Below are 23,333 nucleotides of genomic sequence, written 5' to 3'. Positions count from 1 at the left end.
CATAGAAATGACAGTTTGTCACCAATTCTGACGTTTACTTGTCAATTTTATTCATTTTCATCAAAACAAAATGATTGGCACAAGGGTTGATTAGGTAGGTATACAACAAACAGATTAGTAAAAAATAAATATATATAATATGTCTAAAATAATAGGAATCGACTTAGGTACGACCAATTCATGTGTTGCTGTAATGGAAGGTAACGAACCGGTAGTTATTGCTAACAATGAGGGTAAACGTACAACCCCTTCTATCGTTGCTTTTGTTGAAGGTGGCGAGCGTAAGGTAGGTGATCCAGCAAAACGTCAAGCGATCACAAACCCGACTAAAACTATTTACTCTATTAAACGCTTTATGGGTTTATCTTATGATGAGTCTGTAAATGAAGCGCAACATGTACCTTATAATGTAGTAAAAGGCGACAACAATACACCACGTGTAGAAATTGACGACCGTAAATATACACCTCAAGAAATTTCAGCTATGATTCTTCAAAAAATGAAGAAAACTGCAGAAGATTTCTTAGGTCAAGAAGTAACTGAAGCTGTAATTACAGTTCCTGCATACTTCAATGATGCACAACGTCAAGCAACTAAAGAAGCTGGTGAAATCGCTGGTTTAACAGTTAAACGTATTATCAACGAGCCAACAGCTGCTGCTTTAGCTTATGGTTTAGATAAAGCACACAAAGACATGAAAATTGTTGTTTTTGACTGTGGTGGTGGTACACATGACGTTTCAGTATTGGAATTAGGTGATGGTGTATTTGAAGTTAAATCTACTGACGGTGATACACACTTAGGTGGTGATGACTTTGATAATGTAATCATCAACTGGTTAAATGACGAGTTTAAAAACGAAAACAATGGCTTTGACTTGAAAAAAGATCCAATGGCATTGCAACGTTTGAAAGAAGCTGCTGAGAAAGCTAAAATTGAATTATCAAGCACAACTTCTACTGAAATCAATTTGCCATACATCACTGCTGATGCAACAGGCCCGAAACACTTAGTTCGTCCTTTATCACGTGCTAAATTTGAAAGCTTAGCTGCTGATTTGATCAAACGTACAATTGATCCTTGTCGTTCTGCATTGAAAAATGCTGGATTCAGTACAGGTGATATCGATGAGATCATCTTAGTTGGTGGCTCTACACGTATCCCTGCAATCGTTGATGCAGTAAAAGCATTCTTCGGAAAAGAGCCTTCTAAAGGTGTTAACCCTGATGAAGTTGTAGCATTAGGTGCTGCTATCCAAGGTGGTGTATTAACTGGTGAAGTGAAAGACGTATTATTATTAGACGTTACTCCTTTATCATTAGGTATCGAAACAATGGGTGGTGTGATGACTAAATTAATTGAAGCAAATACAACTATTCCTACTAAAAAGTCTGAAACGTTCTCAACTGCTTCTGATAATCAACCATCTGTTGAAATCCACATCTTACAAGGAGAGCGTCCAATGGCTGCTCAAAACCGTACGATTGGCCGTTTCCACTTAAATGATATTCCTTCTGCTCCTCGTGGTGTTCCTCAAATTGAAGTAACATTCGACATCGATGCAAATGGTATCATTAAAGTTTCTGCTAAAGATAAAGCAACTGGAAAAGAGCAAAATATCCGTATTGAAGCTTCATCTGGTTTATCTGACGAAGAAATCAAAAAAATGAAAGAAGAAGCTGAAGCAAATGCTGAAGCGGATCAAAAAATGAAAGAAGAAGCTGATAAAATCAATGGTGCAGATGCTTTGATTTTCTCAACTGAAAAACAATTAAAAGAATACGGAGATAAAATTTCAGCAGATAAAAAAGCGGCTATCGAAGCTGGTTTAGTAAAATTGAAAGCTGCTTTTGAAGCAAGAAGTTTTGCTGATATCGATTCAGCTTCTGCAGAAGTAAACAATGCTTGGAATGCTGCTTCTGAAGAGATGTATGCTGCTTCACAAGGTGGTTCACAACCTCAAGGTGATGCTGGTCAAGCAAACAATGGTGGTAACCAAGGTGGTGATGACGTAACTGACGTAGAATACGAAGAAGTCAAATAATTACACTCCTTTTAAATAATAAAAAGCTCGAAGATGAATCTTCGAGCTTTTTTATTATTAGACCAAGTCTGAATCTTCCAATTGGAATAATTCTTCTATACTTTTATCCAATACTCTTGATAACTTAAGTGCCAATACAGTTGAAGGAACATATTTCGCAGCTTCCAAGGCATTGATTGTCTGTCTACTTACTCCGACTTTATTTGCTAACTGTTCTTGTGAATAATCTTTCATCAGTCGATTGATTTTAATATTATTCTTCATGCGCTAACCTCCTATTCATTTTAAAAACCTGGAACCGAAAAATAATAATATAAAGCAATAATATAATATTTGGACTTAAAAATGCCAGGCTTATATACCAACTAGCATAAACAAATGCAATTAATAATACATTGAAAATAGCAAAAGAAATAATAGACCAGGACCAAGAATAAAGACGAATAGAATTAATCATTTCATCCTCATACTTATACTTCGTAAATGCAATAAAACTCAACCCTAAAAAGATCGATAAAAGCTGTAATGTTAGTGACATTTCTGTATTAATAATTTCAAAAGGGCCATCATTTCCTCCCAAAACTGCAAAAGTAGAAAAAGATAATTCGAAAGGCATAATCTCTACCCCTTTTATTCTTGGATAATTAGTAATTAAAATACTATTTTCTTTTAGCATATATAATGCCGTTGGGATTAAAAACATGAGGACTAATCCTAATCCAATCCACCGGAAGTACCGGGGTAATAAAGGAATTTTTTTCATAATGATTTTAAGTTTTATATTGTTAGTACGACAAATGTAAAACTAATCATACATATTGACAAGTGTTTTTTACAAAATGTAAAAAATACTTGTCAATCTATTATGTCTTTTATTGTGATGAATACTGGAGTGCTATTTTTTGTAATGGCTTAATATTCCTTTATCTAATGTTGCCCATATACCCGCTGGCATATTCGCCTTTTTAAGAGCCTCGTTCGTCCAAGTATTGCATGAGTAAAACATGCTGTAAGATCCTTTGGCTTCATAAAAAGCATCCGAATCACCATACTGTGCATTAGTATTAATTACAATTGGCTTATTTTCAGCATCATATTCCAACGATGATTTCACAAAATCAATAAGGATTTGATATTGTACTGTATCAATCATATACTTGTAACAGAGCTCATTCTCCTCCACTGATTTATGATAGGTAATATGTAGTGCCGTTTCACCAATGCCAGTTGCTGCTACAAATGCTGTCGAAGCTTTTAGATCTTTCCATTCTGGGGTATTTAAATAAAAGCCCTTATCTCCCCATCCTATTCCCATGTAAGTATATGTGGTATCTTTTCCCTTATTATTACTTAATGGAAATAGATGTGTCCAATCCATCAGATTATTTTTAACGGGGAATACTAGATCTGTATGCACACCATTTGACATAATATACAACGTTATATCTTTCGGTAGAGCAGAATTTTCTCTATGTGCACTTATTCGCGATAAGACACGTTCTGACAACCAATAAATAAATACAATTAGAATGAGTGTGATAAGAATATATAATAGCACTTTTAATATTTTTTTCATGTTTATAATGGACTTGATCTTAGAATGATAATACCTTCTAATACTCAAACATAAAAAAAACCCGCAACAAATATTGCGGGTTTAGAAAATACTACGATAATATTTTAAAATATTTTTTCTGGATATGCACCATCTGCAATCAATTTTAGGATTGATGCCTGCACAATTTCCTTATCTTCTTTATAGGTAACACCGAACCATTTTGATGAGGTCGGGATAACTTTAAAATCTGCTTGCTTTGTTTGCACGAAATAATCTGCTACAGAAGGAATGAAGAATTCAGATTTAGGATCTTCCGAATTTTTCTCAACAAAATCTCTAAACATGCCTTCAGCCACTTCAAATACTTTTGGAGTAAAGCCCCAGAAATTCATAGATACACGACTTTCCGGATCCAACTCTGTTATTACATCACCTTCTTCGAAAACTATTTTTTTCTCGCCTTCAATTTCTTTATAGTATATCTTAGTACGTTCCGTAACACTTTCCATATGTCCTGAAGGACTTACTACACATACCCCTCTAGATACATAACCATAATCGGATAACGTATTACCAACTTGAAATCCCATCAAAGCCATTTGGTCATCTGATACTTCAGTTGTTAAGAACTTAGCCATTTTTTCGTAAGAATCCGTACCGTAAAAATCATCTGCATTAATCACACAGAAAGGTCCATCAACGTGATTTTTTGCACTCATTACAGCGTGTGCAGTACCCCAAGGTTTAGCACGCTCTATTTCACGGTCAATACCATACTTCTTTAAATCAAAATCTTGGAAAGCGTAATCTACTTCGATTTTTCCTTTTAACTTTTCGTCAAAGACTTCTTTCATTTTATCTAAAAATTCTTCACGAATTATAAATACTACTTTGCCAAATCCAGCATTAATAGCATCATAGATAGAATAATCAATAATAGTTTCGCCGTGAGGCCCAAAAGCATCAATCTGTTTCAATGATCCGTAACGGCTAGCCATACCTGCTGCCAAAATTAATAAAGTTGGTTTACTCATATCCAATTTCTAGGTCGTTTCTAGTTTAAATTTGTGCAAATATATAAATATTAGATTACTTTTTCTTAAAGAATGCTGTTAACAAACCACTTGCCAGTTTCCCCAACAACTTTACCCCTTCTCTTGCAAGTGTGGTCGTCGCTGTTTTCTGAGCGGCTTCTAGTGGTGTTTGTCTTCTCGAACTGCTCTTAGCAAGCTTAGCCTCTTCTTTTTCTCGATCTTGCTGTATCTGCTGATCATTTGCCACTTTCATTCTTTCATCAACAATCTCAGCTGCAGAGCGATTTTCCTCACGTTGTTGATATTTCAAATACAAATCAGATTGTTTGACAAGCTGATCGTAAGTTGTTGCATCTGCAGGTCCCATGACAGCTCTTGCTGGTACCAGATGTGTGGAAACAACTTCTGTAGGAATTCCTTTATCATTCAGCACTGTAATGAGTGCCTGCCCTGTTCCTAAGGATGTTAATATTTGATCGATTGCATAAAAATCTGATTTAGGATATGTTTTGACAGTTTTTCTTAAATTCTCAGCATCATTCGGAGTAAAAGCACGTAAAGCATGCTGTACGCGATTCCCCAACTGTGCCAACACAGACTCGGGAATATCTGTTGGTGACTGAGTACAAAAGAATACGCCTATACCTTTTGATCGAATCAATCTAACGATCTGCTCTACCTGCGTCAGAAATGCTTTAGAAGCATCTTTAAATAGTAGATGAGCTTCATCAAAGAAAAATACCAACTTTGGTTTATCCAAATCGCCTACTTCAGGTAAATTTTTAAACAACTGGGCTAATATACTTAATAGAAATGTTGAAAATAACACGGGTTGATCCTGAACATCCGAAATATTCAATAAACTAATGACACCTCTGCCATCTACTTTTTGAAATAAATCTTCGATATCAAATTCCTTCTCTCCAAATATATGAGCAACACCCTGTTGTTCTATAGCAACTATCTTACGTAAAATAGTTCCGGAACTCGATGTACTTATTTTACCATAATCATCTTTAATCTCCTCACTTCCTGGACCATCGGCGAGGTAACTCAGTAACTTTTTAACATCATTAAAATCAACCAAAGGCATATTATGATCTTGTGCATATTTAAAGATTGCAGCTAACACTCCAGTTTGTGTATCATTCAGTTCTAAAATACGGGACAAAAGAATAGGACCAACATCAGATACTTTTATCCGCATTGTTGTTCCTTTATTACCTGTCAAAGAAAATAATTCGATGGGAAAACTCGCTGGTACAAACGGAACGCCCACAGCATCTCCACGATCTATAAGCGCTTGATTGGTTTGTCCTTCAACAGCTAAGCCCGATAAATCTCCCTTAACATCTAGCATAAACACGGGAACTCCTGCATCAGACAACTGTTCTGCAATTAACTGCAAAGTACGTGTTTTCCCAGTTCCGGTTGCTCCTGCAATTAAGCCATGTCGATTCATCATTTTTAAAGCCAGGTTAACTTTAGCCTCTGATAAAATATTACCGTCCAAAATACCTGCACCTAAATATATATAGGCTCCCTTTGGATTGTATGATGCTTTTACTTTTTCAATAAATAGTGTTTGATCTTCCATTACTTAATTTGCTAATTTTTAAAACCCAAACAGTTAACGCTTGAGAAATCTCTTCACTTTTTACATGTTATATTTCCTCTATTAAAGATAGAACGAAATATTGAGTCTTTGTAATTTTTTTGTCAGCATGGATTTTTTTAAAAAAATTTCACAATTTTTTAACATGAAAAATGTATTTTTACATACTCTAAATAGGGGACAGATACAGTTTTGAAGAAAGATGTTTAATAAAAAAATTAGAAATATAGCCGCTTTATTATGTGCTTTAATCTTTTTCACAAAGATGAGCATATCAATAACACCTATATTTTCATCTTTATTAGATCAAAATACCATTCTTCAAATTGTGCTTCAATTAGAAATTGAGAACAACAATGGAGCACATAGTGATCATAATGAGTCCGGATCAAAGTTTTTTAATGCCAAAACTGAAGAATCTTACTTTCTAGCGATCATAACTGATAACCACGGAAAACAAAAGCACTACTTGAAAAATGAAAAAAGTATTCGTGCATTCCACCCATCTGTTCCTACGCCGCCTCCTAACTGCTAGGCTTCCTGTACATGCTTTGGCATGACCTCAACTTTGGTCAGATCTGACTAAAGGAAAATCTTATATAAAAAAAACAGGTAAAATTTTAGACAAAAACTAATGTTTGGAACTCGTATGTCTGCTTTTCTGAAACTATCGAAAAGAGACTTAAAATATGATGTACCCGCTAGTGTTGTGGTGTTTTTAGTAGCACTTCCACTATGTTTGGGTATTGCAATGGCTTCTGGTGCGCCATTGTTTGCAGGATTGTTAACTGGAGTAATTGGCGGTGTAGTCGTTTCTTCTATCAGTAAATCACCTTTAAGCGTCAGTGGTCCTGCAGCTGGTCTTACAGTTATCGTTTTAGGAGCCATTCAGAGTCTTGGAGCTTATGAAACGTTTTTATTAGCCGTAGTTATTGCTGGAATACTTCAGTTGATTCTAGGTATTGTAAAGGCGGGAATGATTGGTAATTATTTCCCATCCTCGGTTATTGTTGGAATGCTTGCTGCCATTGGGATTACCATTATATTAAAGCAAATTCCTTTGGCACTTGGTATGTTGGAAACACATGCTTTTGAGCTTGATAACGGCCATGGAATTGGCGCATTTACAGACACTTTGGTATCTTCAATTGGCCCTGGGGCTTTGATTATCTGCATCTTATCACTGATTGTTTTAATTTATTGGCCAAGCATACCGAAATTGAAAAGCATTCCTGCTCCACTAATCGTAGTGGCTTTAGGTATCGGATTATCATTTGCCTTTAATGGAACAGCATTTCAATTAGCAGAGTCACAGTTTGTACTTGTACCGATTGTTAATTCCTTTGCAGAATTTACAGGGCTGTTTACGCTTCCCGATTTTACACAGATCATCAATAAAGAAGTTTGGATTGTCGCTTTCACCATTGCGATCATTGCCAGTTTAGAAACACTATTGAGTATTGAAGCGGTCGATAAAATTGATCCATTTAAAAGAAATACGCCGACCAATCGGGAACTGATTGCACAAGGAGTTGGTAACATAACAAGTGGTCTATTGGGTGGTTTACCAATGACGTCAGTTATTGTACGTTCATCAGCGAATGTAAATGCTGGAGGAAGAACAAGACAATCTGCCTTACTTCATGGTATGTGGTTATTACTAGCGATTCTGATCATACCTAACGTATTAAATTTTATCCCACTATCTTGTTTAGCTGCTATTTTATTGCAAACTGGCTATAAGCTAGCGAAACCAGCTTTATTTACATCTATGTATAAAAAAGGACTTGACCAGTTTATTCCTTTCTTTGCAACAATTGTGGCAATTGTATTTACAGACTTATTAATGGGTGTAGGTATTGGTCTTGTGGTAGCCACTTTTTATATTTTAAAAGCTAATATGCAGAATGCTTTCAAATTTGATATCGTCAAACAAAATGATTACGACAAAGCTGTAATCACTTTAGCGGAAGAAGTATCTTTTTTAAACAAAGCTCCTATTCAACAAAAGCTTTATAGTCTTCCAAAATCTGTTGGCCTTATTGTTATTAACGGTACAGGTAGTAAATTCATTGATAAAGATGTTATCGAGGTCATTAAAGATTTTGAACAGAATGCCCTGACCAAAGGAAAGCGCATTGAATTGACAGATATTGAATACAAGAAAAAATAATAAAATAAAAACAATTAATTAACGAGATTTGTATCCTATAAGGGATAAAACATACAGCACATGACTGAATGAACTGTATTAATATATATATAAAATGGAAAAAGATTTAGAAATAGGATTTAAAAAAATTTTACAAGGAAATCGTGAGTGGATGGACTTTGTTAAGAATGATACGACTGGTCGTTTTCAACAATTAGCAAAAGGTCAAAATCCAGAAATTTTATGGATTGGTTGCGCTGATAGTCGTGTTCCTGCAAATGAAATCACAGGTACTAAACCTGGAGAAGTATTTGTACACCGTAATATCGCAAACATGTGTGTGCATTCGGACATGAGCATGTTATCAGTACTCGATTATGCTGTAAATGTATTGAAAGTAAAGCAGATTATTATTGCTGGTCACTATGGCTGTGGTGGTGTAGCGGCATCATTAAGCCGTAATCAATTTGGAATTATTGATAACTGGTTATGTCACATCAAAGATGTTTATCGTTTACATGCAGCAGAAATAGATGCAATTGATGAACATGATAAAAAAGTTGATCGTTTAATTGAGTTAAATGTGCAAGAACAGGTATTTAACTTATGTACAACTTCTATTATCCAAAATGCTTGGAAAGACAGAAACGATCTAGCTGTTCATGGAATGGTCATCAACATTGGAACAGGTGAATTAACAGATCTTGATTGTACGTTCACGAGTAACGAAGATCTTGGAGATGTATTCTCTTATAGATAGCATATAAAAGGATCGGGCAACCGATCCTTTTACTATTAAAAACAGTTCTTTACAGCATCTCTTCTCTCCGTTACAACTCACTCATTTTTCTTTCGAAACAACTTACTTTAAAATGTAAGAACTACTACGGATAATTCGAAGTAATACTTAACTTTGTATTATGATAAACGAGGAGAAATCATTAAATTTTATTGAAGAAATTATCGAAGCAGATCTTCGTAATGGGACCCATGATGGGCGTGTATTGACACGTTTCCCTCCCGAGCCTAACGGCTATCTTCACATCGGTCATGCAAAATCTATTTGCCTAAACTTCGGTTTAGGGCAAAAATACAATGGCCAGACCAACTTACGTTTTGACGATACTAACCCCGTGACAGAAGATACGGAGTACGTTGAAAGTATTAAAAACGACATTCAATGGCTTGGCTTCAACTGGGCACAGGAATTATATACTTCTGATTATTTTGACACCCTTTATCAATATGCTGTAGACCTCATCAAAAAAGATTTGGCTTATGTAGATGATAGTACTGCCGAAGAAATTGCAGCAGCCAAAGGTACGCCAACTGAACCTGGAGTTCCAACTCCTAATCGCAGTCGTAGCATTGAAGAGAATTTGGTTCTTTTTCAAGAAATGAAAGATGGTAAATACCAAGATGGTGAAAAAGTGTTACGTGCTAAGATAGATCTTGCAAATCCAAATATGCACTTACGTGATCCGTTGTTATACCGCATCAAACACGCGCATCACCACCGAACTGGAAATAAATGGTGTATTTATCCCATGTACGATTTTGCACATGGACAATCCGATTCTATCGAAAAAATCACACATTCTATCTGTACGTTAGAATTTATTCCACATCGTGCATTGTACGACTGGTGTATTGAAAAACTAGAAATCTATCCTTCAAAGCAATATGAATTTGCACGTTTAAACATGACCTACACCGTTATGAGTAAGCGTAAGCTTTTACAATTGGTAAATGATAAATTTGTAGAAAGTTGGGATGATCCACGTATGCCTACTATTTCAGGTTTACGCAGAAGAGGTTATACTCCAGCAAGTATCCGTACTTTCTGTGATAAGATCGGCGTCGCTAAACGCGAAAATATGATTGATGTGAGTCTGTTGGAATTCTGTATTCGTGAGGATCTGAATAAAACAGCATGGAGAAGAATGGCTGTGCTAGACCCTATTAAATTAGTGATCACAAACCTTCCTTCTGACCACATTGAAGAACTACATGGTGAAAACAACCCAGAAGTTGAGGGTGGTGAAGGTTCTCGTATGATTCCTTTTTCAAATGAATTATGGATTGAACGTGATGACTTTATGGAAGATGCTCCAAAGAAATTTTTCCGTTTAGGTCCTGGCCTTTCTGTGCGTCTAAAAAATGCATATATAGTAACCTGTCATGATTTCGTTAAAGATGCAAATGGTCAAGTAACAGAAGTACACTGTACTTATGTGCCCAATTCAAAATCTGGCGAAGATACTTCAGGAATGAAAGTTAAAGGAACTATTCACTGGGTTTCTGTGCCACATGCTAAAGAAACAGAAATCAGATTGTACGATCGTTTATTTAACGACGAGAATCCTGCTGCTTCAGAAAACTTCAAAGAATCGATTAATCCAGATAGTTTAAAAATCAGCAAAGCATTTATTGAACCTGATTTGTTAAATGCAATCCCTGGAAAAGGTTATCAGTTTATCCGTTTAGGGTATTTCACTTTAGATACATCTTCTAAACCAGATCACTTGGTTTTCAACCGTACGGTCGGACTAAAAGACTCTTGGGCCAAGGAAGTTAAAAAAGGATAATATTAATATTAACAAAAAAGGGAAGCAGCTGCTTCCCTTTTTTTAATATATCATTCTGATAGATACATCTTTTTATATTTATTGCTCAGCTCAGCAATATATGCATATCGGTCCTTTTCTTTTGTATTAGAAAGTATACGTTCATATAGATCGACCGAGTCAAGAGCCATCCTTATATTTTGAACTTCCAACCCGTTTTCAGGTTTGTCAATAGCTAGTTGTTGATAATAATCCATATGCTCTGTTAAAAATTTCATATTACGATCAACCAGCTGGTTTGCAAATTTTATTTCTCCAGTTTTATAAAGCGTATCAATAACATCCCCATAACTCGTCACATCAGACATGCTATATAGTCTTTGGGGTAATTCATTAAATGCTTTTACTGCCACTTGTCTTGCTTTTTCGGTCTCCCCTTTTGCCAATAGGGTTCGCGCTGCTTTCCCGAAAATCTCCTCTGCATACATACCTGCAAAACGGAAGGAATCCGTATCAAGGTAAGTTGCTTGATGTATGTTTCCCCAAGCGTATTTATCAACAATATTTTTATATAATTTATCGACATTAATTAGAGACTCCCCTTTTTCAAGCTTTGCTTCTATAGGCATCAACCGTTTGGCAAACCCTTCATTAACCATGTATTTATCCAATCCCATCAAACTTTCAGCGGGTACCATTCCTGAAAAATAAATTGGTCTTTTCCAATTATTATTCACAAGAACAGACATCAAGCCTAGATCTGCGCGGGTGACGTAATCATTACCAAAAGTCCACTCCATTTGTTTTGGGATCTCACTTTCCCATTCTTGAGGTACGACTTTATTTCTAATGACATCTTCCTTATTCACGGCAAGCTTCAAGCTTTTTGTTGGCAGAAAGTTTTCATATTGTCCGTCTCTCATTTGAAGTTTGTTATCATTACTATCTGATAATAAAAAATCCAACAACAAGTTTATATCTGTAGATCCTGCTAAATTCAGATCATGGTAAGGCAAAGATTCTCGAAGGCCTTTTGCCACCTTTTCATTCGGTATCGTGATCGGCAATCCTGCGGCCTGATAGGTACCATTTTTCACCTGGCGGAAATACCAGTCAGAAGTCAAATAACTGATCACCACTATTCTAACATCCCGCCGAACACCTTCTACTTCTTGTAAATACCATAGCGGAAAAGTATCATGATCACCGTAAGTAAACAGGATCGCATTGGGAGCACAGGTTTCTAAATAATTTTTCGCCATATCCCGAGCTAACGATTTCTCCGATCGATTATGATCATCCCAATTTTGACTAATAAGAATCAATGGGCCAGCTATGAGACATAATGATGTAGCAAGCAGATTTGCATTTCTTTCATTAATATATTTTTTAAAAAATTCAGAAATAGCAAATACACCTAATCCAATCCAGATTGCGAAAGCATAAAATGATCCTGCATAAGCATAATCACGTTCACGTGGTTGCAAAGGAGATTGATTTAAATAGATAACGATGGCCAATCCTGTAAACATAAATAAGAGACTAACAACAGTTGCATCTTTCTTGTTACGTTTAAAATGCCATAGTGCACCTGCGAATCCAATTATTAGCGGAAGGAAAAAATAGGTATTCCGAGATGGATTATGGATCATTTCATCCGATAATTTAGATTGTCCACCTACATGTAAATTGTCGATAGCCTTAATCCCTGATAACCAATTTCCTTCTGTTAAAGAACCGTGTCCCTGCTGATCATTTTGCCTTCCAACAAAGTTCCACAGGAAATAACGTGCATACATATGCCCCACTTGATAGTTAAAGAAGAATTTCAAGTTGTCAGCAAAATTTGCTTTTCTTCCTTCTTCAATACCTAAATAACCTTTATAAAAATATTGATGATAGGGTTTTTGACTGTAAATCCTTGGGAAAATGGTTTCTCTATCAAATTGATAACTTGCGGCTCTTTTTATTGAAGTATACTGGTGGTTGTCTTTTCTATAATCAATACGTTCATTGATACCTATGGGATTTGCATCAAAATATTGCCCTTTTATGAGTGGCTCTGATTCATACTGTTCTCTACTTAAATAACCCAAGAAAGAAAATACGTTTTCAGGATCATTATTATTTAAGGAAGGGTTAGCATTAGCCCTTAGCAATACCATAGTGAAAGAGCTATATCCTAATAAAATAAAACAAGTTGCCAAAATCGCTGTATTCAAAATAACTTTTCCTTTTCTTATGGAGTAATATATGCCATAAACTAATGCCGATAAGATCATTATGATAAAAACGAATATGCCCGAGCCAAATCCTAATCCAAGTGTATTGACAAAAAACAAATCAAACTTGGCAGCAAATTTAATAAGGTACTGGATTATTCCCCACAGAATAATGGCCAATATTCCTAGTCCAATAAACAATGCTTTACTAATTCCCCAAAACGTTGTACGATCAGTTTTCTTAAAATAAATAATAAGTGCTATCGCTGGAATAACTAATAGATTCAATAAATGAACTCCTATTGAAAGTCCAATAATATAAGCGATGACAATAAGCCAACGATCTGCATGCGGTTTATTTGCACGGGCTTCCCATTTTAGAATTGCCCAGAATACGACTGCTGTACATAAGGATGACATCGCATAAACTTCAGATTCTACTGCTGAATACCAGAATGTATCGGAGAAACTGTAAGCTAAAGCTCCCACCATGCCTGCTCCCATTATTTTAATCAGATGATTTTTATCATTGGATTGATGATCAGATTGGATAATTTTTCTTGCTAATGCTGTTATGGTCCAAAACAAAAACATAACTGTCAAACCACTGCATATAGCAGAACCCACATTCATCCAAAATGCAATCTGAGCTAAATTTCCTAAAGCAAAATTTGAAAATATATTCTGCAACATTAGAAACAAAGGTGCTCCAGGCTGATGAACAATCTGAAGTTTATATGCTGATGCAATAAATTCACCAGTATCCCACCAACTTGTTGTTCGCTCTGCTGTGATAATGAAAACGGATGTTGCTATGATGGCACATAGCCAACCTAACACGTTGTTTACTTTCTTATAATCCATGAATGATTCAGGTTTAATTGATTATTTGATAAATCAAATTAATTTTCAATTAAATATAATAAAAAGAGATTTCATTTGAGGGTGATTAACTTTTTTTAACAAAAATCGAAACGCATAAAAAAGCCTGCTATAATGTGATAGCAGGCTTTTTTATACGATATAAGTCTTAGAATAACTTTTCTACAATACTTTTAGTCGGTCCAGGATTACTCATGGTATAAAAATGTAAAACTGGCGCACCAAAGTCAATTAATTCTTTACATTGTTGTACCAACCACTCTTCTCCGACTTGTCTCACGTCTGCATTATTTTTACATCCGGATACTGCTTCACTCAATTCCTCTGGAATATCCAAATGAAAAATTTTCGGAAGCGTAATCAGTTGTTTTTTTGTTGTCAATGGTTTTAAACCTGGTATAATTGGAATATGAATATCATTTTCCCTGCACTTATTGACAAACTCTTTATATTTTTCAACATTAAAGAACATTTGTGTAACAATAAACTCAGCCCCCATCTCAACCTTCTTTTTTAACCATTTAAAATCGGTATTAAAATTTGGCGCTTCGAAGTGTTTTTCAGGATATCCTGCAACGCCAATACAAAAGTTGGTCTTTTCTGAAATCGCAATATCCTCATGTAAGTACTGTCCTTGGTTCATATCGGCAACCTGCTGTAAAAGATCTGTTGCAAATGCATGACCACCTTCTGTTGGTATGAAATCAGGATCGCCTTTTCTTGCATCACCTCTCAATACGAGCACATTGTCAATACCCAAGAAGTTCAAATCTATCAAAGCATTTTCAGTTTCCTCTTTTGTGAAACCACCACAGATAAGATGTGGTACAGCATCCACTTTATACTTATTCATAATAGCGGCACAAATTGCAACAGTCCCTGGACGTTTACGATAAGCCACACGTTCTAATAAACCGCTCTCGTGCTTCTTATACATGTAGTCTTCTCTATGATAAGTCACATCGATAAAGGGAGGCTTGAATTCCATAAGTGCATCCATTGTTTTAAAAATACTTTGGATACCTTGCCCCTTAGCTGGTGGCAACAGTTCAAAAGAAAACAAAGTTTTTCCTTTGGCATTACTGATATGATCAACGATTTTCATTAATATTTTTTAAAGTGATTTTGGTTGGCTTACATCGAAATGCACAAGTGGACTTGTTTCAACTTATCTTTCCCAGCTCTGAGTTGGGGTAGAATGTAGCACCTTATAAAATAACAGGTTGCTAAGGCTTCATTGGGTCTATTCCCTCGGCCTTTCTCTATAAGCATCGGCTAATATCGGCAATAGAAATTTATAATCAAAATAATATTAAGGTCATGCCTAAAAAAATGCCCCAATAAAACGTTTATTAAAATGGATTTCTTTAAATAAAAAAGAGTTACTGCATATAACTACAGTAACTCCTTTTTATTAATCTGTATATCGTGAAGACTTTAAATCTCCTTATATAGCTCAACCAATCCATCTGGTAAATCAACCTCTAAAACTTTATCCTCTGAATCAATTCCTAGCATAAGATCGTCATTTAATGGGAACATCAATTCTTTTCCATTAAAGTCTACTGTTGCTATAAATTGCTGAGGCATTTCCTGTACATGTTTAATCTCTCCTAATTCTCCATGAACTTCATCAATCACCAAGTATCCAATTAAATCCGTATATCTAAAATCATCAGGATCACGCTCTGGCATTTTATCATTTGGAAGGTATATTTTCTTACGCACTAAAGGTTGTGCTTTATCAATATGATCGACGTCTTCTAAATTTAAATAGGCTGTACTATTTGATTGGTATTTGATATTGTCGACAAAGTAAGGCACTAATTTTTTATTCACTTCAGCAAATAAAACATCAAAGTCTAAATCTTGATAATCTTCAAATTCAAAAAAAAGCTGAAGCTCACCTTTTAATCCACGTGTTTTGCTAATATAACCGATGTAAAAACTTTCTTCTATGGTCATGTTCTAATTTGAAAGTGCAAATTTAAAAATATAAATATATAAATACAGTACTTCGTAGGTATAGCAACTACATTCTTAAAAAAAAGCCGGATCAAAATTGAACCGGCTTTCTTGATACTGTATGAAAGAAAAATTAACCTTCAGTTTCTTCTGCAGCAGGAGCTTCAGTTTCTTCAGCAGGAGTTTCTTCTACAACTGGCGCATTTTTAGCGGCAATAGCAGCAGCTTTTTCTTCTTTTTTCTTAGCTTCAGCAGCTAATGCAATTTTCTTAGCTTCAGCTTTAGTAGTTGCTAAACCGTCTTTTTTACCAGCAGTTCTTGCATCATTAGCTTCAGTCCAAGCTACAAATTTAGCTTCAGCAGCTGCTTCATCAAATGCACCTTTTTTAACACCGCCTAATAAGTGTTTTTTGTATAAAACACCTTTATCCGAAAGGATAGTACGAGCTGTGTCAGTAGGTTGTGCACCATTATTCATCCAATCCAAAGCTTTGTCAAAATCCAAAACGATAGTCGCTGGATTTGTGTTCGGGTTGTAAGAACCAATACGTTCGATGAATTTACCATCACGTGGAGCACGTGCATCTGCTACTACTAGGTGGTAAAAAGGACGTCCTTTTTTACCATGTCTTTGCAATCTGATTTTAGTTGCCATGTTTTTGTGTTATTTATGTATTCAACATATCCCCCGTGCTACATGCAAGAGGGGACGCAAAGATACAAAGGATTATTGGAAGTTAAAAACTAAAAATAGAAGTCAACTTCCACAGAATAAGAAAGATGACAAATAAGCGTCATTATATACCATTATGGCCAAATTATTTCATGCACACCGTCTTAGTCTTACAACGAAACAAATCATAGATGCCATCTGGATGATACAAATTTATATAGGGAATTAATTTGTAATTTTGCCTTATTTCTAAAGGTTCCGTACGCATTAGCAATTTTGTCTATTCAAATTAATAAGCGTATTTTCATCCTTCCAAATCAAATTGAATTCATGTCATCGATAGCGCCATTAAAAATATTAAAAGCCTCAGCTGGTTCAGGCAAAACATTCAGCTTAACTGTCCATTACCTGACTTTATTACTTTCAAAAGAAAACAGTTATCGTGAAATATTGGCCGTCACTTTTACTAATAAGGCGACCGCTGAGATGAAGGAAAGGATCTTATCTGTTCTAAAAGGATTAGCACAAGGTGACAAAAGCCGAAAAATCGATGATTATAGACGTTTATTGTTGACCCAATTTCCATATTGGAGTACGACTTCAATTCAAGAAAAAGCACATCGTGTTTATCGTAAAATCTTACATGATTATAGCCATTTTACCATCAGTACCATTGATGGTTTTTCGCAAAAAGTGATTCGAAGCTTTACTTACGAACTCAATTTAGATGCTGCTTACAAGATTGAAATGAATACAAGTAAGGTGCGGCAGGACCTTACTGTCATGTTAAATCAACTTCTGGATCAACGCCCTGATTTATTGGAATGGATTATTGAATATGCGGAAAAGAAAATTTTAAATAATGAAAACTGGAACTATCGTCGTGAATTAACCAATCTAGCGAATGAGATATTTTCTGAAAACTTTAAAGAGTTTGACAAACACCTCCTATCGCAAGATTCGGATAAAGTGTTCAATACCTTAAATAAAGAAATTGAAAACTTTACAAAAATATTCCTAGAAGCAGTTCATGAGGAAATAAAAAGTTTTGCAAATACTTTTAAGGCATTAAATATGGATTCTGCTGACTTAAAAGGAAAAAGTAGAAATCCGATTTACTCGCTTTCTAATTCAAAGAACAACGTATTCAAACAAAGTACTTCTAAACTACAGGAGATCATTGGTAAATATGTAGAGCTCCTAGATAAGGAAGATGCATTTTTAGATGGCAAAAAAGAAGTTAATTACGGACTACAGCAGGCACTTTTACCTATCTTAAAAAATTTCAAAATATTACAGGATAAATTAAGTACTTATATCACATATGAGGCATTCCAAAAGAATTTCTACTACCTCCGTCTTTTAAAAGAAATGAGTGATTTGTTAGCGCAATGGCGAAAGGAAAATAATGCACAATTAATTTCCGATGCGCAGATCCAATTGAATAAGCTTGGGCTAGATCAACATGGAGATCCTACTTTTATTTGGGAAAAGATTGGAAATCGCTATCAGTATTTCTTGTTCGATGAGTTTCAGGACACTTCCCGCATTCAGTGGAAAAATTACAGTCCTTTATTGATTAATGCCCTTGGGAATGCATCGGGAGAATTATCCGAGCATTTAATCGTTGGTGATGTTAAACAAAGTATCTACCGTTGGAGAAATGGAGATTGGCGAATACTATTGGAACAGGCTGAAAAACAAGTAGCAGATGCCTTTCATATTTCAAACGAGCAGGAATTACAGGAACTTGTTGAGAATGGCTCGCTGGATGTAAACTATAGAAGTCTTCCAAATATTATTCATTTCAATAATTACCTATTTGAGACAGTACCTGATCATATCCAACAGTTACTTAATGAACATATTGCTACTAATCTTACTACGGAAGGACAAACATGGTGGCAGGAAATGGGATATGACCACATGATTAATAAAGCCTACGATGGTGCGTCACAAAAGGTTCCAGAAGCAAAGGTCTTAGATGAATCACAAAAGGGTTCTATTACCATCAAATATTTTGATGTAGAAAATAACGTGAGAAGAAACTCACAAGTTGAAAATCTTACTGTATCTTCCTTATGTGAACAGATTGAAGAATGGATTACTTCGGGCAGATACCAAGCTAATCAAATCGGAATCCTTGTACGATCGAATAAACAGGCGCGATTGATTATCCACGAATTAATGAATTATAGAAATGAAAAACAGTTACATTTTGAAGTTATCTCTGGAGACGCACTGGCATTAGAGGCTAACGAAGGTATTCAGCTGTTGATCGAAACATTAAAAGCATTTGTTTTTAATACGGATAAGCACATTTTATATAAAGCTAAAATCACACATCTTTATCATATTATTCAAAAAGAGCAAAATTTCAATGCCGAAGTCTGGTTGAAATTTAAGGAAAATGATGTTCTTAATTTAAATGAGGACCTCCCTAAGGATCTGATTGAAAATTGGGAAAATTGGCAAAAATTACCCTTAGTTCACCTCGTTGAAAAACTTATAGAAGTTTATAGTTTAACCTCATTACACAACCCACATTTGCCTTATATTCTTGCATTCAAAGATATGATCGCTAATTTTTCTGCAAATGGGGAACGCGGAATTAACCAGTTCTTAACCTTTTGGGATGAAGATGGGGTGAAGGCGGTACTTCCTTCTTCGGGCAAAGTGGATGCCATTGAGGTAACCACTGTACATAAATCTAAAGGTTTAGCTTACGATGTCGTTATGATTCCTTTCTGCAGTTGGACACTAGATGGTATGACCAACGGAAACTTCTGGATAGATACGGAAGGTACAGCTCTTGAAATTATTGGAAAGGCGCCCATAAAATATACCTCTTCTTTAGGGCAATCAACACTCTATCAAAAATATTATGAAGAGATGGTTTTCAATTATATGGATGCCCTGAATACATTTTATGTGGCGACAACCCGAGCAATAGAACATCTTTATATATCGGCTCCTGCTTTTAAGCAAATCGTTGACAAAAAAACGGGAGAGATAATGGGAATGGATGTAAAAAATGATTTAATCAGTGATATTGTTTATCAAGTGCTTGACAGCAATAATGGAGCCTTTACACTTACCGACAACGAATTGCATATCGACCATGTTATTCGTAGAGAAAAAAGCACTAAGATTGAAGTTGGCAAAATTGCCTTACAGCAATACCCGATTTCAAAAGAATTGGATAAAGCCTTTGATAAATCATCACAACGCACTATCACCAGTATCCTGCTATTGGATAAAGCGTCCCAATATGGTGTAATGGCTCACGAAATTATGTCGATCATAACTTCTGAAGACGAAATTGATGGTATTATAAATCAATATATTTCTGAAGGAATATTTACACCTTCAGAAAAGTCAGCGATTTTACATGAAGTCAACCAAATTTGGCAACACCAACAGATTAATAAATGGTTAACTGGGAATTTCAAAATTTGGAATGAATCGGCTATTATTACTGCTAAAGGAGAAACATTACGTCCTGATAAAGTTTTCACAAGTGAAGAAGAGACAATCGTATTAGACTTTAAATTTACACAGAGCGAAGCGCTGTCACATCAGAAGCAAGTCAAACAATATGTCAAAACTTTGGAAGAATTGGGGTATAAAAATGTGAAAGGATTTTTATTTTACGCCAAGTCAAATGATTTAGTAGAGGTTATCATACAAGCAAAAAACTAAGAAATGAATCCATTTTTAAAAGACGTCGCTATCGATTTGAAAAATCGTTTTGGAGAAGATCTACACGAAACTGCTATAATATTCAATAATAAGAGACCGATTACGTACCTCAAACAACATCTAGCTGAGGTATATGGTCAAGCAATTTGGTCACCACAATTTTTTACCATTCAAGAATTTTTTCGTCTGTCCACTAACTTGTCTGAGGCTACACCTATTGCACAATTTTTTATTCTCTATCATTTACACAATGAACTCCTCGCCAAGGAAGGTCATGAAGCGGAGACCTTAGAAGAGTTTTACCCAATAGCAGAAACCATATTGAGTGATTTTTCACAGCTGGATTATGATCTTGTTGACATAGACGAAATCTTTATGGAATTGTTTGACAATACCCAAATTGATTTACAGTTTCAACATTTCACTGCAGAACAGCAGGATTTTATCCGTCAATTTTGGCAATCATTTTCCATAGCAGGTCATACTGCTGTACAAGAACGATTTTTAAAGTTATGGCGACGTCTTCCGGTGCTATATCGGTCGTTTAAAGAAGAATTAAAAGTTAAAAAAATGACAAATATGCCGACCATCTACCGTGATATTGTGGATGGAAAAGCAAAAAACCAAACATTCCACCAACAGTATAAACAAATCATTTTTGTCGGATTCAATGCTTTGAGCAAAGCAGAAGCTACTTTATTCAAAAAGTGGCAAGATGCAGGTTTGGCATTATTCTATTTTGATGCAGATGCTTACTATTTAGATGACAAACAACAAGAGGCAGGATTATTTATTCGTCGTAACATATTTGAAAGCGGATTGAAAAATGCATTAGGTGAAAGTTCAAATGTTATTGGCAATCGCTATTCAGATGTAAACCTTTATTCCGCAACCGGAAATGTATCGCAAACCAAATTATTGCATGATATTTTAGTAAATAATGAAAAGGAAGGCAAATCTTCTGCTATCTTATTGGCAGATGAATCTTTACTAGTATCGCTATTACAAAGTCTTCCAGATGTGAAACCTAATATTACCACCGGTTTTCCTTTGACTCAATCTCCCATCTACGGCATTATAGAATTGTGGATGGAGGTACAACACCTCATCACACATCAGAAAAAAAATAAAATTCCATACACACTGATTGAGACATTTATCAATCACCCATTGACCAATGTGTCTAAAGAGGAAAAGTTGGACATTCAAAAGCTTATATCAGATAAACAACTTTTCGAAGTAGAAATCAAAGAGCTTTCCTTCAAAAGTTCAAGTTTAGCACACTTCTTCCACCCCATTGTAAGGATAGAGGAAGCAATTGCTATATTGATTCATATCATTGATAATCTACTGCAAAATCTAGCACAGGAAGATCGAATAAAACAGATTGACAGCAACTTATTGATTGAAGTAAGAAAGACTTTAAACCAGCTTAATTTAGGCCTAGAATCGCTTCAACCGCTAAGCCTACCATTTCAATTTGGACTAATCAGTAAAGCAATTGCAAATATCAATTCGGCAATCGAGGGTAATCCACTTGAAGGACTGCAGATCATGGGGCTTTTAGAAAGTCGTTGTCTCAATTTTGACCACGTTTATGTTTTAGGTGCAAATGAGGGTATATTGCCTAAAACATCTAGCTCTCCAACATTCATCCCCAATTCACTAAGACAGGCTTATGGATTACCAATTCTGGAGAACCAGGACGCGCTTTCCGCATATTTGTTCTATCGTCATTTTCAATACAGTACCGAGATCCATCTGCTCTATAATGGTATTGTTAGCGACAGTTCATCTGGAGAGGAAAGCCGCTTTATCAAACAGCTGGAGTTTGAAAGCAAGTTCAATTTTTTAAAACATAATCAACAGCAAAATATTACCTTTTTACCTGATCAAGATGAAGTTATCATTGACAAAAAAGGAAAAATTTGGGATAAATTGCGCTCGGATTTCATTACTAATAAGAAAAAAATTTCTGCAACCGCGCTCACGACTTATTTACAATCTCCCCTACAATTTTTCTTGAAATATGTAGCTGAGATTAAAGAACCTCCCAGTATCTCGCAAGAATTTGAAATGAACAATTTGGGTACTGTTATTCACAACGTGATGGAAAAAGTCTATCTACCATTCAAAGGTGCAGCAAAATTTGTACCTATAGGAAAATTAGAGCAATCATTACAGACAGTAGATGCTTTAATTATTGCCGAAATAATTGAATTATATCAATTGGAAGGCACGGGACTAAATTCGCTAAATAGTCTTCAGCGGATCATGCATAAGATTTCTTCTGAATATGTCAGATTACTGGTTCAACATGACATCGATCACTTTATTGGCATCAAAATCATTGAATTGGAAAATGATGAAGACTATATCATGGATTTACCTATCGAGGTTGAAGGGAAAGAGGAAAATGTACGTATATACGGTATTATTGACCGCGTGGACGAAGTGCTATTAAAAGATAAAACAGTCAAAATACGTATTGTTGATTATAAAACAGGCGCGGACGAAGTCAATTTTAAGTCATTGGATAAAGTGTTTATCAAAAACACGGAGAATAAAGCATTGGTGCAAACTTTATTTTATACGTATGTCTATGAGCAGGTAACAGGACGTATCGGAATAGAACCTAATCTGTATGTTGCTCGAAAAATGAGGGAAGAAGGAACTTTATTTTACGCCAAATCAGAAGTGTTAGAAACAGTATATCTTGCAGAAGTGAAAAAAGAATTTATTTCCTTTCTAAAAGCTACTTTGGAAGAGATCTTCAATCCAGAAATTCCTTTTAGACATGATCCAAAAGCAAAAATATACGATTCGGATCCTTATACTTTATTTTACAAAAACGCTATCGACGAAGAAGACGAAGAATAAATGCAATATCATAAAAAGAGCTCCACCCTTTTGTGTCGG

General features: G+C 35.3%; 16 protein-coding genes and 1 riboswitch. Of the genes, 7 read left to right on the top strand and 9 right to left on the bottom strand.

What is annotated here, in order from left to right; translation table 11 throughout:
- The first annotated feature begins 139 nt into the window (after window positions 1–139).
- Window positions 140–2,044: a molecular chaperone DnaK gene (gene dnaK, locus WH188_RS13105; RefSeq protein WP_132769309.1), complete on the top strand. Its 1,905-nt coding sequence runs from the start codon at window positions 140–142 to the stop codon at window positions 2,042–2,044.
- Between the two features lie 57 nt (window positions 2,045–2,101).
- Here the strand turns inward: dnaK and WH188_RS13100 are convergent, their stop codons facing one another.
- From WH188_RS13100 to WH188_RS13080, 5 genes are all read right to left on the bottom strand, one after another.
- Entirely contained in the window at window positions 2,102–2,308 is a 207-nt protein-coding gene (locus WH188_RS13100) for a helix-turn-helix transcriptional regulator (RefSeq protein WP_021190153.1), read from the bottom strand.
- Window positions 2,298–2,807, bottom strand: a complete 510-nt coding sequence (locus WH188_RS13095; RefSeq protein WP_021190154.1) for a hypothetical protein — start codon at window positions 2,805–2,807, stop codon at window positions 2,298–2,300. Before WH188_RS13095 ends, WH188_RS13100 begins: the two co-directional genes overlap by 11 nt.
- Before the next feature lie 132 nt (window positions 2,808–2,939).
- Window positions 2,940–3,620, bottom strand: coding sequence for a TIGR02117 family protein (locus tag WH188_RS13090; protein ID WP_206368541.1), 681 nt, complete (start codon window positions 3,618–3,620; stop codon window positions 2,940–2,942).
- 104 nt (window positions 3,621–3,724) lie between these two features.
- On the bottom strand, window positions 3,725–4,636 hold the full coding sequence (locus WH188_RS13085) for a nucleotidyltransferase family protein (RefSeq protein WP_132769311.1): 912 nt from the start codon (window positions 4,634–4,636) through the stop codon (window positions 3,725–3,727).
- Window positions 4,637–4,691: 55 nt separating this feature from the next.
- A complete protein-coding gene (locus WH188_RS13080) occupies window positions 4,692–6,233 on the bottom strand; it encodes a helicase HerA-like domain-containing protein (RefSeq protein WP_168127623.1) in 1,542 nt (513 codons plus the stop codon).
- A gap of 283 nt (window positions 6,234–6,516) precedes the next feature.
- Between WH188_RS13080 and WH188_RS13075 the strand changes: the two genes are divergently transcribed.
- The 4 genes from WH188_RS13075 (at window position 6,517) to WH188_RS13060 (ending at window position 10,991) form a co-directional block, all read left to right on the top strand.
- Complete coding sequence (locus tag WH188_RS13075; protein WP_031288376.1) at window positions 6,517–6,786, top strand: hypothetical protein; 270 nt, start codon at window positions 6,517–6,519, stop codon at window positions 6,784–6,786.
- A 99-nt stretch (window positions 6,787–6,885) separates the two neighbouring features.
- Window positions 6,886–8,424: a SulP family inorganic anion transporter gene (locus tag WH188_RS13070; protein WP_031288378.1), complete on the top strand. Its 1,539-nt coding sequence runs from the start codon at window positions 6,886–6,888 to the stop codon at window positions 8,422–8,424.
- A 94-nt stretch (window positions 8,425–8,518) separates the two neighbouring features.
- A complete protein-coding gene (locus tag WH188_RS13065; protein WP_021190157.1) occupies window positions 8,519–9,163 on the top strand; it encodes a carbonic anhydrase in 645 nt (214 codons plus the stop codon).
- Between the two features lie 160 nt (window positions 9,164–9,323).
- Window positions 9,324–10,991, top strand: coding sequence for a glutamine--tRNA ligase/YqeY domain fusion protein (locus WH188_RS13060; RefSeq protein WP_132769315.1), 1,668 nt, complete (start codon window positions 9,324–9,326; stop codon window positions 10,989–10,991).
- 50 nt (window positions 10,992–11,041) lie between these two features.
- On the opposite strand, the gene WH188_RS13055 is transcribed toward WH188_RS13060, so the two are convergent.
- The 4 genes from WH188_RS13055 to WH188_RS13040 form a co-directional block, all read right to left on the bottom strand.
- A complete protein-coding gene (locus tag WH188_RS13055) occupies window positions 11,042–14,056 on the bottom strand; it encodes a protein O-mannosyl-transferase family (RefSeq protein ID WP_132769317.1) in 3,015 nt (1,004 codons plus the stop codon).
- Window positions 14,057–14,222: 166 nt separating this feature from the next.
- Window positions 14,223–15,179, bottom strand: coding sequence for a methylenetetrahydrofolate reductase [NAD(P)H] (gene metF, locus WH188_RS13050; RefSeq protein ID WP_132769319.1), 957 nt, complete (start codon window positions 15,177–15,179; stop codon window positions 14,223–14,225).
- 60 nt (window positions 15,180–15,239) lie between these two features.
- A riboswitch (SAM riboswitch) is annotated at window positions 15,240–15,345 on the bottom strand.
- A 166-nt stretch (window positions 15,346–15,511) separates the two neighbouring features.
- Window positions 15,512–16,039: a ribosome maturation factor RimM gene (rimM, locus tag WH188_RS13045; protein ID WP_132769321.1), complete on the bottom strand. Its 528-nt coding sequence runs from the start codon at window positions 16,037–16,039 to the stop codon at window positions 15,512–15,514.
- Window positions 16,040–16,172: 133 nt separating this feature from the next.
- Window positions 16,173–16,694, bottom strand: a complete 522-nt coding sequence (locus WH188_RS13040) for a 30S ribosomal protein S16 (protein ID WP_021189406.1) — start codon at window positions 16,692–16,694, stop codon at window positions 16,173–16,175.
- A gap of 348 nt (window positions 16,695–17,042) precedes the next feature.
- On the opposite strand from WH188_RS13040, the gene WH188_RS13035 reads away from it, so the two are divergent.
- Both WH188_RS13035 and WH188_RS13030 read left to right on the top strand, forming a co-directional pair.
- Window positions 17,043–20,414, top strand: a complete 3,372-nt coding sequence (locus tag WH188_RS13035; protein ID WP_132769323.1) for a UvrD-helicase domain-containing protein — start codon at window positions 17,043–17,045, stop codon at window positions 20,412–20,414.
- Between the two features lie 3 nt (window positions 20,415–20,417).
- The gene (locus tag WH188_RS13030; protein WP_132769325.1) at window positions 20,418–23,294 is read left to right on the top strand and encodes a PD-(D/E)XK nuclease family protein; all 2,877 of its coding nucleotides are present in this window, start codon (window positions 20,418–20,420) and stop codon (window positions 23,292–23,294) included.
- The last annotated feature ends 39 nt before the right edge of the window (window positions 23,295–23,333 follow it).

The sequence above is a fragment of the Sphingobacterium sp. MYb388 genome (assembly GCF_037479535.1).
Taxonomy (GTDB): Bacteria; Bacteroidota; Bacteroidia; order Sphingobacteriales; family Sphingobacteriaceae; genus Sphingobacterium; species Sphingobacterium anhuiense.
Note: the sequence above shows the minus strand (reverse complement) of the source record. Positions and strands in the feature narration are given on the sequence as shown.

Coding starts and splice junctions, on each gene's coding strand:
- WH188_RS13060 (WP_132769315.1), top strand. CDS start 9,324: ATGATAAACGAGGAGAAATCATTAAATTTTATTGAAGAAATTATCGAA.
- WH188_RS13085 (WP_132769311.1), bottom strand. CDS start 4,636: ATGAGTAAACCAACTTTATTAATTTTGGCAGCAGGTATGGCTAGCCGT.
- WH188_RS13070 (WP_031288378.1), top strand. CDS start 6,886: ATGTTTGGAACTCGTATGTCTGCTTTTCTGAAACTATCGAAAAGAGAC.
- WH188_RS13055 (WP_132769317.1), bottom strand. CDS start 14,056: ATGGATTATAAGAAAGTAAACAACGTGTTAGGTTGGCTATGTGCCATC.
- WH188_RS13095 (WP_021190154.1), bottom strand. CDS start 2,807: ATGAAAAAAATTCCTTTATTACCCCGGTACTTCCGGTGGATTGGATTA.
- WH188_RS13030 (WP_132769325.1), top strand. CDS start 20,418: ATGAATCCATTTTTAAAAGACGTCGCTATCGATTTGAAAAATCGTTTT.
- WH188_RS13040 (WP_021189406.1), bottom strand. CDS start 16,694: ATGGCAACTAAAATCAGATTGCAAAGACATGGTAAAAAAGGACGTCCT.
- WH188_RS13090 (WP_206368541.1), bottom strand. CDS start 3,620: ATGAAAAAAATATTAAAAGTGCTATTATATATTCTTATCACACTCATT.
- WH188_RS13065 (WP_021190157.1), top strand. CDS start 8,519: ATGGAAAAAGATTTAGAAATAGGATTTAAAAAAATTTTACAAGGAAAT.
- WH188_RS13080 (WP_168127623.1), bottom strand. CDS start 6,233: ATGGAAGATCAAACACTATTTATTGAAAAAGTAAAAGCATCATACAAT.
- WH188_RS13100 (WP_021190153.1), bottom strand. CDS start 2,308: ATGAAGAATAATATTAAAATCAATCGACTGATGAAAGATTATTCACAA.
- metF (WP_132769319.1), bottom strand. CDS start 15,179: ATGAAAATCGTTGATCATATCAGTAATGCCAAAGGAAAAACTTTGTTT.
- dnaK (WP_132769309.1), top strand. CDS start 140: ATGTCTAAAATAATAGGAATCGACTTAGGTACGACCAATTCATGTGTT.
- rimM (WP_132769321.1), bottom strand. CDS start 16,039: ATGACCATAGAAGAAAGTTTTTACATCGGTTATATTAGCAAAACACGT.
- WH188_RS13035 (WP_132769323.1), top strand. CDS start 17,043: ATGTCATCGATAGCGCCATTAAAAATATTAAAAGCCTCAGCTGGTTCA.
- WH188_RS13075 (WP_031288376.1), top strand. CDS start 6,517: ATGAGCATATCAATAACACCTATATTTTCATCTTTATTAGATCAAAAT.